Raw genomic sequence first — 12,130 nt, forward strand, 5'->3', positions numbered from 1 at the left:
ATCGGGACCGCCCGCGATCGTCGGCCCCGCCCCTAAAGAGCCCAAACGAAAAGGCCGTCCCTGGGGGACGGCCCTTCCTCGGATCCGATGGCCCCGGACACGGTGCCCGGGGTGCGGTTTCAGCTCTTGAGGGCAGCCGGCTCGACCGGACGCGGCGCCGACGGCGCGGCATCCGCAGACGAGGAGGAAGACGGCGTGGCCGGCTTCTTCGCCGCTTCCTTGCCGAGCACCTCGGTCTCGCCGGCGATTTCGCCGCCGGCCTCGATCGCCACCTGACCGTAGCGGATGTGGCCGGAGACCTTGCCGGTCGCATGGATGGTCAGGCGCTCGCGCGCCGTCAGGTCGCCCTCGAAAGTGCCGCGGACGTGGGCGCTGTCGATCTCGACCTTGCCGACGAACACGCCACCCTCGGCGATCTCGATGATGCGGCTGCGCATCGAGGCCTCGACATGCCCCTCGACGACGAGGGTGTCGCAATCCGCGATCTCGCCCTTAAGCCTTATATTCTTACCGACGATCAGCTTCGCACCCTCCTCCTCGGTGACACCGGGGGTGGGCGCACCCGGCGGGAATCCGGGGCGCGCGGCGCCTTCTCCGGGACCGATGCCACGATATGGGAAATTCGGAGTAGGGGTCTTCGCGTCCGCCATGGGTGCTCCTTGCTGCGTTCCGCGCGGTCCGGCCGCCGGTCCGCCGGTTGGTTCAGCGTCCTGCGACGGCCTGGGAGCCGCACCGACGCCGCCTGCCTGCTGAGACGGCGGCGTCCATTTCGCGCCTTCGTCACCCTCCGACTTACCGCCGAGAGGCTTGCCGAAGAGAGTGGGCTTCTTCATCCGTCAAACTCACTATTTTCGGCCGTCCCGTCGGGTGGACGCGCCCTCCACAGGAACCTCCGTCCGGGGAAAGGCTCCCCTCCGACATGGTCGATTCGATTCTTTGCAGGCCGGCCGGCCCTGGCCCCCGCCACCGACAACCGCAGGCGAATCAAAACAGAAAAATACCGCAGGTGCAATCGAGCCCGGCCAGCACTCGTTAACTTTCTGGGGATCAGTATGGGCGAGCGGGAACTGTCCCGCCCGCTGCCGGTTGGACCGGAGAGGGAGGTTTCGATGCAAGTGTCGTCGCTCCGGGCCACGTCAGCCGTCCGTATGCCCACCCCAGCCGCAACGGCCCGGGCCAGCCGGCCGCCCCGCTCCGGCATGCGCTTCACGCGCGGCCTGCTGATCGGGTCCGCCGCGAGCGGCACCATGTGGGTGCTCATCGGCTATGCGGTGTTCGCCGCACTCTGAGGGTCGTGGCGCAGGCCACGAAAGAACACGTCGATCATCGCCACGATATCCGTCTCGAGGTCATAGGCCTCCGGGTCGCGCAGCGAATCCATGCAGAACCCGTACATGGACGCGTGCAGCGCCTTCGCCGCGATCACGGGCGACACTTCCGGCGCGAGATGGCCGAGCGCGGCAGCGCGCTCCATGATCTCCAGGCTCTTCGCCATGAAGCCGCGGCGCTGCTCGCGCTGACGCTCGGCCGCGCTGCGCAGCTCTTCGACATATTCCGACTTCTGCGAGATGATGACGAAGACGCGCCGGCGGCGTTCGTCGTCCCGGACCGAGCGCATCGCCGAGATGCAGAGGTCGCGTAACGCGTCGAGCGGGCGATCCTCGGTTCCGGCCTGCGCCATCATCTCTTCGAGCGGCAGATCGGCACGCTGATGCATCGCCTGGAAGAGGTCGGACTTGTTCCGGAAATGCCAGTAGATCGCGCCCCGCGTCATGCCCGCGGCGCGCGCGATCTCCTCCAGCGACGTGCGCGACACCCCCTTCTCCAGGAACAGGCTCTCGGCCGCGTCGAGCAGCTGCTCGCGCGTGCGGGCCGCATCTTCCTTCGTTCGTCTCATCGCCGCCTCTCCCTGGTCCTGGTCACCGTTCTATCGCGCTCCCTCGCCATCCCGCCGCCGTAACATCCCGCAACAATGCCTCATATCTGCCGCCTTGAAATATACATGCAGGCATGTATGTTCAACGCCGATGGCTACCGCAGGTGCGAAGGCCACGCCACTTTGTTCGGATTATTTCCATGTCTCCGACGCCGATTTGCCGCGGGCCGCGCGCCCTGACGGCGGCGCTTCTCATCGGGCTTCTCGTCTCCGGCTGCGAGGAGAAGCAGGCGGCCCAGGCACCCGCAGCGCCGCCGCCGCCGCAGGTGGGCGTCTTGAAGGTGCAGCCGCAGAACGTGCCGCTCCAGTTCGAGTATGCGGGACGCACCGCCGGCTCACGCGAAATTGAGGTGCGCGCACGCGTCGGCGGGATCCTGCAGGAGCGAACCTATGTCGAGGGCCAGCGGGTCGAGGCGGGGAAGGTGCTGTTCCGCATCGACCCGGAGCCGTTCAAGGTGGCCCTGCAGCAGGCGGAAGCGCGCCTGAAGACCGAGCAGGCGGTGCTGCGCCAGGCTGATCGAACCTGGGCGCGCGTCTCCACGCTGTACAAGGACCGGGCGGTCAGCGGCCGCGAGCGGGACGAGGCGCAGTCGAGCCTGGAGACGAGCCGCGCCGGCGTCGCCCTCGCCGAGGCCGAAGTGCGCGCCGCGCGCATCAACCTCGACTACACCACCGTCACCGCGCCGATCGACGGCGTCACCAGCCGAGAGGCCTTGTCGGAAGGCAGCCTGGTCGGCACCACCGCCGACAACAGCCTGCTGACCCGGATCACGCAGCTCGATCCGATCTACGTCAACTTCGCCTATCCGGACGCCGAGGCGGCGGCGACGCGCCGCATGATCGACGAGGGTACCTACCGGACGCCGGAGGACCGGCGACTGACGGTCAGGGTCCGTCTCGGTGACGGCTCGCTGCACCCGCATGCCGGCTTCGTCGACTTCACCGACAGCGTGGTCGATCCGCAGACGGGCACGATCCGCGTACGGGCGACCGTGCCCAATCCCGACGAGACCCTGCTCCCCGGCCAGTTCGTGCGGGTGATCGTGGAGGGCATCAGCCGGCCCGACTCGATCGCCGTGCCGGAGCGCGCGGTCATGCAGGGGCCGCAGGGGGCCTTCCTCTATGCCGTCGGCGCCGACGGCAAGGCTCAGGTCAAGCCGGTGAAGCTCGGCCTGTCGACGCCCGCGGGCCGCATCATCGACTCGGGTATCGCCGGTGGCGAGCGGGTGGTGGTGGAGGGCGTGATCAAGGTCAGGCCCGGTCAGCCGGTGAAGGCGGTCGATCCCGGCCAGCTCGCCGCCGCGGAGCCTAAGGCTCCATCGGCGAAGACCACTGAAACCAAGGACGCCCGATGATCTCGCGCTTCTTCATCGATCGGCCGGTCTTCGCCTCGGTCCTCTCCATCGTGGTGGTGATCGCCGGCATCGTCGCAATGCGGGCCCTGCCGATCGCCCAGTATCCGGATATCGTGCCGCCCGAGGTCGTCGTCTCGGCCACGTATCCCGGCGCCAGCGCCGAAGTGCTGGCGACGACCGTCGCGGCACCGATGGAGCAGGAGATCAACGGCGTCGAGAACATGCTCTACATGCGCTCGTCGGCGTCGAGCAGCGGCCAGTTGAGCCTGACGGTCACCTTCGAGATCGGCACCGATCCCGACCAGGCGACCATCGACGTGAACAACCGGGTGCAGGCCGCCGAGGCGCGCCTGCCCGAGGAAGTGCGGCGCCAGGGCGTGACCGTGAAGAAGCGGTCCAGCTCGATCCTGCAGGTCGTCACGCTCTACTCGCCCGACGGGCGCTACGACCCGATCTATGTCAGCAACTACGCGCTGGTGAACGTCCTCGACGAACTGAAGCGCGTGCCGGGCGTCGGCGACGCGTCGCTGTTCGGGGCCAAGGACTATTCGATGCGCATCTGGCTGCGCCCGGACAAGCTGGCGCAGCTCGGCCTGACGCCCAGCGACGTGGCGGACGCCATTCGCGAGCAGAATTCGCAATTCGCCGCGGGTGCCTTCGGCCAGGAGCCGACGGCGGATGCACCGGACTTCACCTACACGGTCACGACGCGCGGCCGACTCGTCGAGGCGTCGGAGTTCGAGAACATCATCGTCCGGTCGGACGAGAACGGGGCTACCCTCCGGGTCCGCGACGTGGCCAGGGTCGAACTCGGCGCCCGCGATTACGGCTTCGCCGCCTCCTACAACGGCAAGCCGAGCATCGCGATCGGCATCTATCTGCAGCCCGGGGCCAACGCGCTCTCCACGACCCAGGGCGTCGCCGACAAGCTGGAAGAGATGTCGGCGCGCTTCCCCGAGGGCATCGCCTACGCCCTGCCCTTCGATACAACCAAGTTCGTCGAGGTCTCGATCGAGGAGGTCATCATGACCTTCGCCGAGGCCATCATCCTCGTCATCCTGGTCGTCTATCTGTTCCTGCAGAACGCGCGGGCGACGGTCATCCCGCTGGTCGCGGTGCCGGTATCGCTGATCGGCACCTTCGCCGGCATGTACCTGCTTGGCTTCTCGATCAACCTGCTGACCCTGTTCGGCATGGTGCTGGCCATCGGCATCGTCGTCGACGACGCCATCGTCGTGCTCGAGAACGTCGAGCGCATCATGCGCACGGAGAAGCTTCGACCGCGGGAAGCGGCGATCAAGGCGATGGAGGAGGTGACCGGTCCCGTCATCGCCATCGTGCTGGTGCTCTGCGCCGTGTTCGTGCCGATCGGCTTCATGGGCGGGCTGACCGGCGAGATGTACAAGCAGTTCGCCATCACCATCGCCGTCTCGGTCGCCATCTCCGGCTTCGTCGCCCTGACGCTCAGCCCGGCGCTCTGCGCCATCATGCTGAAGCAGTCGCACAGCGAGCCCGCCGCGCCGTTCCGCGTCTTCAACCGCTGGTTCGACCGGGTCACGGCCGGCTATACCGCGGGCGTCAGGTTCCTGATCCGCCGGACGTTCCTCGGCGTCCTGCTGTTCGCCGCGCTGATCGGCGTCACGGTGATGCTCTTCAACCGGATCCCCTCGGCGCTCGTGCCGGAGGAGGACCAGGGCTACATGTTCGCCATCGCCATCCTGCCACCCGGTGCGTCGCTGGACCGTACGCAGCAGGCGACGGACGAGATGACGCGTCGCCTGATGGCCCAGCCGCAGGTCGGCCACGTGGTGACCTTCGCCGGCTTCGACCTGCTGTCGCAGTCGCAGAAGACCAGCACGGGCATCTCCTTCATCAACCTGAAGGACTGGAGCGAGCGGCCGGAGCCGTCCGACAGTTCCAGCGCGCTCGCCGGCAAGTTCATGGGGATCAACGCGACGATCCCCGAGGCCATGGTCATCGCCATCAACCCGCCGCCGATCACCGGCATGAGCATCACCGGCGGCTTCGAAGGCTATCTCCAGAGCCGTGGCGGGGCGTCGCCCAAGGAGGTCGCCGACGTCACGGCCCGCCTGGTCGCCGCCGCCGCGCAGCGGCCGGAACTGACCGGTGTGCGGACCACCTTCACGACCAACGTGCCGCAGTACCATGTGGAACTCGACCGAGAGAAGGCGAAGGCGCTGAACGTGCCGATCGACGCCGTCTTCACGACCATGCAGAGCACGTTCGGCAGTCTGTACGTCAACGACTTCACGCTGTTCGGCCGCGTCTTCCGCGTCACCCTGCAGTCGGAAGCCGCGTTCCGCGAGAAGCCCGAAGACCTGCGCAACGTCTTCGTCCGCTCCTCCACCGGCGAGATGATCCCCCTCGACTCGCTGGTGACGGTCGAGCGTGTCATCGGTCCCGATCTGATCGAACGGTTCAACGCATTCACGGCGGCGAAGATCATGGGCGAGCCGGCGGCCGGCTACAGCTCAGGACAGGCCCTCACGGCGATCGAGGAGGTCGCGGCAGAGACGCTGCCCGCCGACTACACGCTCGGCTGGATCGGCTCGGCCTACCAGGAGAAGGCCGCCAGCGGCAGCGCCGCCCAAGCCTTCATCTTCGGCATCGTCATGGTCTTCCTGATCCTGGCGGCGCAGTACGAGAAATGGTCGCTGCCGCTGGCCGTGATCACCGCCGTCCCCTTCGCCGTCTTCGGGGCGCTGCTGGCCGTCTGGCTGCGCGGCCTGTCGAACGACGTCTACCTCCAGGTCGGCCTCGTCACGCTGGTCGGATTGTCGGCCAAGAACGCGATCCTGATCGTCGAATTCGCCGTCCTGTCGCACCAGCGCGGCATGAGCATCGTCGACGCCGCGAACGAGGCGGCGAAGCTGCGCTTCCGGCCGATCGTCATGACCTCCCTCGCCTTCATCCTGGGCTGCGTGCCGCTGGCGATCAGCACGGGCGCCGGCGCGGCCAGCCGCCACTCCATCGGGACGGGCGTCATCGGCGGCATGCTCGCCGCCACCTTCCTCGCGACCTTCATGGTGCCGATGTTCTTCAAGCTGATCGCCGGTGTCGGCGCCAAGCGGGAGGCGCGCCGCGCCCTCCGCCAGGAGCAGGCGCATGCCTGAGCCACGCCCGGTGCGCCTGCGCCGCTCCCCCCTCCTCGGCGGCGTCGCCCTCCTCGTCCTGCTGGCCGGCTGCACCGTCGGCCCCGACTATGAGCGGCCGCAGACCGAGCTGCCCGCCCGCTGGTCCGCCGCACCGTCGGCGAAGGTGGCGGACAGGGCGGCCGGCGCCCCAGCCGTCACCACGACCAGCGTGCAGCCGGACTGGTGGCGGCGTTTCGACGATCCGGTGCTGACCGTGTTGGTCGAGCGGGCACTGGCTGCCAACGAGGACATCCAGCTCGCCGCGGCGCGCGTCGCGGAGGCGCGGGCCAACCTCAGCTTCACACGCGCCGACCGGCTGCCCAGCCTCGGCGCCGAGGCGTCGGCCTCGCGGGTGCGCAGCAGCGGCGACCTGACGTCGCCGACCGTCGACCGCACGGTCAACGACTTCCGCCTCGCCAGCGTGCTGAGCTACGAGGTCGACCTATGGGGCCGCCTCGCCCGCTCCAACGAGGCGGCGCGCGCCGCGCTGCTCTCCACCCGGGCCGCGCGCGACGCCGTTCGCCTCGCCGTCGCCTCCGACACCGCGCTCGCCTATTTCAATCTGCGCTCGCTGGACGAGCAGCTGGCCATCGCCGAGCGGACCGTCACGTCGCGCTCCGAGTCGCTCGACCTCCAGCAGTCGCAGTTCGACGCGGGTGCCGTGACCGAACTCGAACTGCGCCAGGCCCAGGCGGAACTCGCGGCGGCCCAGGCGCAGGTGCCGCAGCTGCGCCGCGCCCGCGACGAGCAGGTGAACGCGCTCGCCGCGCTGCTCGGCAGTTCGCCGCGCGCGATCATCGAGGACGCCATGCCGCGCGGTTTGGAGATCGACCAGCTGCCGGTGCCGCCGCTGCGCCCGGAGCTGCAGCCGGCCGCGCTGCTGGAGCGGCGTCCCGACATCCGCGACGCCGAGCAGCAGCTGCGCGCGGCCAACGCGGAGATCGGCGTGGCGCGCGCGGCCTACTTCCCGACGCTCTCGCTCAGCGCACTGCTCGGTCTGGAGAGCCTGGAACTGGATCGTCTGTTCAGCGGCGGCGCGGGGACATGGCAGCTGCTCGGCAACTCGTCCGCGCCGCTCTTCGACTTCGGCCGGACGGAAGCCAACGTGCGGGCCGCCGAGGCGCGCCGCGAGCAGGCACAGTCGACCTATCGCGGCACCGTCCGCACCGCCTTCCGCGAGGTCGCGGACGCGGTCGGCGCGCAGCAGACCACGACGGAGCGCCTGGAGGCGGAGACCCGGCAGGTCCAGACGCGGCGCGACACGCTCGGCCTCGCGCGCCGCCGCTACGAGGCGGGCTATTCCAGCTATCTCGAGGTCCTGGACGCCCAGCGGACCCTTTTCCAGTCCGAACTCGACAGGGTCGACGCCCAGCGCGAACGCCTCGCCGCCACGGTCGACGTCTACAAGGCGCTCGGCGGCGGCTGGACTGCCGACGCACCGTAAGGGCACCCTCACCGGCCGCGTCAGGGTGTGATAGAGGCGATCACGGCACCGGCCCCGCCGGTGCTATGATCGTTCCCGCGTGGCCGGCGGGCGGAGCGACATCGGGCGTTCGATGACGCCGCCTCTCCGGCCGGGCGGGAGGGGCGCATGACGGGGTCGGTGCTGCTCGACATCGGGATCGGCCTGATGTTCGTCTATCTGTCGCTCAGCCTAATCGTCACGGCGGCGGCGGAACTCCTCAACAGTGTGGTCAACATCCGCGCGCAGCATCTCCGCAGGGGGATCGAACTTCTGCTGGACGACAGGCGGCTCGCGAAGGCCTTCTACGCGCATCCGCTGATCTCCGGCCTCACCACCCGACGACGCTGGCTGCGCTACGGCGGACGCGAGGGCGGCCCCTCCTACATCCCGCGCGAGATCTTCGTCGCCGTCCTGCAGGACGTGCTCGCCGAGAAATATCCCAACGTCGCCCACGCCGATCTCGCGGCGCTGATCGCGGCACTGCCCCCGAACAATTCGATGGAGCGCTCCATCAGCGCGCTGATGGCCTCGGCGCAGACCGCCGTCGCCGATGCGCAGGCGGCGACGGCCAAGTGGTTCGACGACGCGATGGAACGCGTCTCCGGCAACACCAAGCGCTTCTCGCAGATGGCGACCCTGGGGATCGGCCTGATCCTGGCGGTCGGGCTCGACGTCAGCACGATCGAACTGTTCCGTACGCTCGCGCGCGACGAGGTGCAGCGCACCGCATACCGCGAAGCGGCCATGGCCGCCGTCGCGCGCGGCACGCCCGCCACCGATGCCTGCCAAGCCGAACGCAAGGCCCAGGAACCCTACACCTCCGCGCCCGCCGCGGACCGGCCGGTGCTCGATGCGAAGATCGCCGCCGAATGCGTCGTCGAGGTCACGCGGACGGCGCTGAGCGACCTGCCCGGCGTGACCCTCGGCTGGCAGCGGGATCCCTTCGCCGACGTGCTGACCGGCGTGCGCGCCGTGCTCGGCTGGATCCTGACGGCCCTCGCCCTCTCCCTGGGCGCGCCCTTCTGGTTCGACCTGCTCTCGAAGGTGGTGCGGATCCGCGGCGCGGGCGTCAAGCCGGACGCGAAGTGACGACGCCCCGCCGGCGGTTCGCCGAATTCTTCGCCGCCCGCTGGCGCGGTGCGGTGCCGCTGCGGCGCGTCTTCTGGTGGGACATGCTGGTCGTCGGGTCGGCGATCAACGTCGCCGCGGCCATGGCGGCACTCCTGGCCCTGTCGCTCGGTGTTCCCGGCGCGGCGGCCGTGGCGCTCTTCCTCGCACCGCTGCCCTACAACCTGTTCCTGACCGCAGCGGTCTGGCGGACCGCCCCGCAAGACTCTTCAGGGATGGCGGCCAGGGCGGTCGCGACGGTCTGGTGCGTCGTCGTCACCTTGGTCTGACACGCGCGGCCGCGCGGCGGCGGCGCATTCCGAAAAGAAAATCGACCCGGCCGGGATTAACCGGCCCGATGGCGCCGTATACCGGACATGAGCCCGCCCGCCTCCCGCTTCGACGTCATCGGTCAGCTGGTGCCCCTGCGCCGCTATGCCCGGTCGCTGGCGCGCGACGAGAGCGATGCGGAAGACCTGGTGCACGACGCCCTCGTCCGGGCGTACGAGAAACGCGGTCAGTTCCGTCCGGGAAACAGCCTGCGCGGCTGGCTCCTGTCGATCGTCCACAACACCTTCGTCGACAGCGTGCGCGCCCGGCGCTCGGCGGTCGTGCGGCTGGAGCGGGCGGCGGAAACCGTGCCGGACCTGGGCCAGCCGACACAGGAGCATGCGGTCCGCCTCGCCGAGGTGCGGCGGACCTTCATGCAGCTGCCCGACGAACAGCGCGCCGCCCTTCACCTCGTGTCGATCGAGGGCCTGTCGTACCAGGAGGCGGCCGCCACCCTTGGGATACCCGTGGGCACGCTGATGTCGCGGCTCGGCCGCGGGCGCGCCGCGCTGCGCGCGATCGAGGAGGGCGACCGGCCCGGCGCCGCGCGGCTCAGGATCGTGGGAGGAACCGATGACCCCACCGACTGATCCGATCACCGATGCCGACCTGCAGGCCTATGTCGACGAGCAACTCGACGTGCCGCGGCGGATCGAGGTCGAGGCACATCTGTCGCATCATCCGACCGTGGCCGCCCGCATCATGTCGGACCTGCGCACGCGCGACGAACTGCGCCTTGCGCTGGCCGACAGGCCGACCTTCGCCCGCATCGCCACGGGAGAGGCGGCGCGCCGGCTCGAGCGGGGCCTGAGCCGCAGCCGTCTGCTCGACCGCTTCCGCCGGATCGCGGCGCTGCTCGTGGTGGGCGCGATCGGCTGGACGGCCCACGCCCAATTCGGCGCCACCCCGATCGGCGACGTGATCGCGTCGACCCCGCCGCCGCCCTTCGTCGAGGAGGCGGTCATGGCGCATCGCACGACGCTGGTGCGGGCGGGCATGCCGTCGCAGCCGGAGATCGCCGCATTCGATCGCGACGAGATACGCGCCGCCACGGGTATCGTCCTGCCGGTTCTGCCGGAACGATGGCGGATCGCCGACGTCCAAATCTTTCCGTCGAAGTTCGGCCCCAGCGTCGAGATGTCGATCAGGACCGAGGCCGCGATCCCGCTCTCGCTCTTCGCGGTGCGGCCCGGCGCCTTCGACGTACGCGACCCCGCCTCCGCCCCCTACGGCGACATGATGGCGGCCTACTGGCAGATCGGCGACGTCGCCTACGCGCTCGTCGCAGAGACCGGCGCGCCGGACCTGGACCGGGCGGCCGAGGGTCTCGCGAGGACCCTCTACTGACCCTTCTTCAACAACCCACTATCGACGGGAAACAGCGATGAACATGCCCAACTACGGCTGGCAGGCCGCCCCCACCCAGGCCGACTACGCCGCGTTCGACGAAGGCCTGCGCCGGCATATGCTTCGCGTCTACAACTATATCGGGCTGGGGCTCGTCCTGACCGGCATCGTCTCCTTCGTCGTCGGCACCACCCCCGCACTCTACGTGCCGATCTTCTCGACCCCGCTGAAGTGGGTGGCGATCTTCGCGCCCCTCGCCTTCGTGATGATCTTCTCCTTCCGCATCCAGTCGATGACGGCGGCCGGCGCGCAGGCCATGTACTGGGCGTTCTGCGCCGTCATGGGCGTCTCGCTCGCCTCGATCTTCCTGGTCTTCACCGGGACCAGCATCGCCCGGACCTTCTTCATCGCGGCGTCGATGTTCGGCGCGATGAGCCTCTACGGCTACACGACCAAGCGCGACCTCTCGAAGTTCGGCTCGTTCCTGATCATGGGACTGATCGGCGTGGTCATCGCCAGCGTGGTCAACATCTTCCTCGGCTCGAGCGCGCTCCAGTTCGCCGTGTCGGTCATCGGCATCCTGGTGTTCATCGGCCTGACCGCGTGGGACACCCAGCGTATCAAGACGGAATATGCCGAGCACGCCGGTGCCGAGGCGAACCAGAAGCTGGCCGTGATGGGCGCTTTCTCGCTCTATCTCAATTTCGTCAACATCTTCCAGCTTCTGCTGCACTTCACCGGCGAGCGCGAATAGGTCGCTCGGTCCGCAAGGGAGACGATCGAGATGGATAGCCAGGATCGCCGCGCCATCGAGGAGCTGTTCGGCCGGCTGGGCGAGGTCGAGCGGCAGGCCGGTCCGCGGGACGCCGAGTCGGAGACGTTCATCCGGCATCGCATCGCCGAGCAGCCCGGTGCGCCCTACTTCATGGCGCAGACGATCGTGATGCAGACCGCCGCCCTCGAAGCCGCGCAGCGGCGGATCGAGGAGTTGGAACGGCAGGCGCCATCCCGCTCCGCCGAAAGCACGGCGGGTTCGGGCGCAGGTCCGTGGGCGGGCTTCCTCGGCGCCCGCCAGGGAGCCGCCGCGACGCGCGGCGGCTCGCTCCCGGCCGCCGGTGGGGGGCGCGGCTCCATGCTGCCCGCCTCGCCGCCGGCTCAGCCGGCGGCAGCGGCGGCACCGACCGCCCGGGGCGGCGGCTTCCTCGCCGGGGCAGCACAGACGGCGATGGGCGTGGCGGGCGGCGTGCTGCTCGGCAACGCCCTCGCCGGCATGTTCGGCGGCAATCCAGCTGCGGCAGCGGCACCGGCCCCTGCCGAAGACGCGCCGGCCGACGAAACCGGGCACACCGACGAGCCTGGAGGCGAAGAGGGTGGCGGCTTTTTCGACTCGCTGTTCGGCGGCGGCGACGACGAACAGTTCTGATCTGGGCCGCGA

At 69.4% G+C, this 12,130-nt stretch carries 12 protein-coding genes; 10 read left to right on the forward strand and 2 right to left on the reverse strand.

Translation table 11 applies throughout. The features are described 5' to 3' along the window. Nucleotides 1–119: 119 nt before the first annotated feature. Nucleotides 120–650: a bactofilin family protein gene (locus ABIE65_RS02350; RefSeq protein WP_354075257.1), complete on the reverse strand. Its 531-nt coding sequence runs from the start codon at nucleotides 648–650 to the stop codon at nucleotides 120–122. A gap of 459 nt (nucleotides 651–1,109) precedes the next feature. On the opposite strand from ABIE65_RS02350, the gene ABIE65_RS02355 reads away from it, so the two are divergent. Continuing rightward, nucleotides 1,110–1,289 carry a hypothetical protein gene (locus tag ABIE65_RS02355; protein WP_354075258.1) on the forward strand — a complete coding sequence of 60 codons (180 nt, stop codon included), beginning with the start codon at nucleotides 1,110–1,112 and terminating at the stop codon, nucleotides 1,287–1,289. Here the strand turns inward: ABIE65_RS02355 and ABIE65_RS02360 are convergent. Then, nucleotides 1,265–1,897, reverse strand: a complete 633-nt coding sequence (locus ABIE65_RS02360; RefSeq protein WP_354075260.1) for a TetR family transcriptional regulator — start codon at nucleotides 1,895–1,897, stop codon at nucleotides 1,265–1,267. The two genes, ABIE65_RS02355 and ABIE65_RS02360, sit on opposite strands and share 25 nt — an antisense overlap. 179 nt (nucleotides 1,898–2,076) lie before the next feature. Between ABIE65_RS02360 and ABIE65_RS02365 the strand changes: the two genes are divergently transcribed. From ABIE65_RS02365 to ABIE65_RS02405, 9 genes are all read left to right on the forward strand, one after another. Beyond that, nucleotides 2,077–3,291: an efflux RND transporter periplasmic adaptor subunit gene (locus ABIE65_RS02365; RefSeq protein ID WP_354075262.1), complete on the forward strand. Its 1,215-nt coding sequence runs from the start codon at nucleotides 2,077–2,079 to the stop codon at nucleotides 3,289–3,291. Further along, nucleotides 3,288–6,425: an efflux RND transporter permease subunit gene (locus ABIE65_RS02370; RefSeq protein WP_354075263.1), complete on the forward strand. Its 3,138-nt coding sequence runs from the start codon at nucleotides 3,288–3,290 to the stop codon at nucleotides 6,423–6,425. Before ABIE65_RS02365 ends, ABIE65_RS02370 begins: the two co-directional genes overlap by 4 nt. Continuing rightward, the gene (locus tag ABIE65_RS02375) at nucleotides 6,418–7,890 is read left to right on the forward strand and encodes an efflux transporter outer membrane subunit (protein WP_354075264.1); all 1,473 of its coding nucleotides are present in this window, start codon (nucleotides 6,418–6,420) and stop codon (nucleotides 7,888–7,890) included. The genes ABIE65_RS02370 and ABIE65_RS02375 overlap by 8 nt, the downstream gene beginning before the upstream one ends. A 147-nt stretch (nucleotides 7,891–8,037) precedes the next feature. Beyond that, nucleotides 8,038–9,000 carry a hypothetical protein gene (locus ABIE65_RS02380; RefSeq protein WP_354075266.1) on the forward strand — a complete coding sequence of 321 codons (963 nt, stop codon included), beginning with the start codon at nucleotides 8,038–8,040 and terminating at the stop codon, nucleotides 8,998–9,000. Continuing rightward, on the forward strand, nucleotides 8,997–9,308 hold the full coding sequence (locus ABIE65_RS02385; RefSeq protein WP_354075267.1) for a hypothetical protein: 312 nt from the start codon (nucleotides 8,997–8,999) through the stop codon (nucleotides 9,306–9,308). Before ABIE65_RS02380 ends, ABIE65_RS02385 begins: the two co-directional genes overlap by 4 nt. A gap of 87 nt (nucleotides 9,309–9,395) precedes the next feature. Further along, nucleotides 9,396–9,938, forward strand: coding sequence for a sigma-70 family RNA polymerase sigma factor (locus tag ABIE65_RS02390; RefSeq protein WP_354075268.1), 543 nt, complete (start codon nucleotides 9,396–9,398; stop codon nucleotides 9,936–9,938). Then, the gene (locus tag ABIE65_RS02395) at nucleotides 9,922–10,695 is read left to right on the forward strand and encodes an anti-sigma factor family protein (RefSeq protein ID WP_354075269.1); all 774 of its coding nucleotides are present in this window, start codon (nucleotides 9,922–9,924) and stop codon (nucleotides 10,693–10,695) included. The genes ABIE65_RS02390 and ABIE65_RS02395 overlap by 17 nt, the downstream gene beginning before the upstream one ends. Before the next feature lie 37 nt (nucleotides 10,696–10,732). Next, nucleotides 10,733–11,449, forward strand: coding sequence for a Bax inhibitor-1/YccA family protein (locus ABIE65_RS02400; RefSeq protein ID WP_354075270.1), 717 nt, complete (start codon nucleotides 10,733–10,735; stop codon nucleotides 11,447–11,449). A gap of 30 nt (nucleotides 11,450–11,479) precedes the next feature. Continuing rightward, entirely contained in the window at nucleotides 11,480–12,118 is a 639-nt protein-coding gene (locus ABIE65_RS02405) for a DUF2076 domain-containing protein (protein WP_354075271.1), read from the forward strand. Nucleotides 12,119–12,130: the final 12 nt, after the last annotated feature.

The sequence above is a fragment of the Constrictibacter sp. MBR-5 genome (assembly GCF_040549485.1).
In the GTDB taxonomy this organism is placed as follows: domain Bacteria; phylum Pseudomonadota; class Alphaproteobacteria; order JAJUGE01; family JAJUGE01; genus Constrictibacter.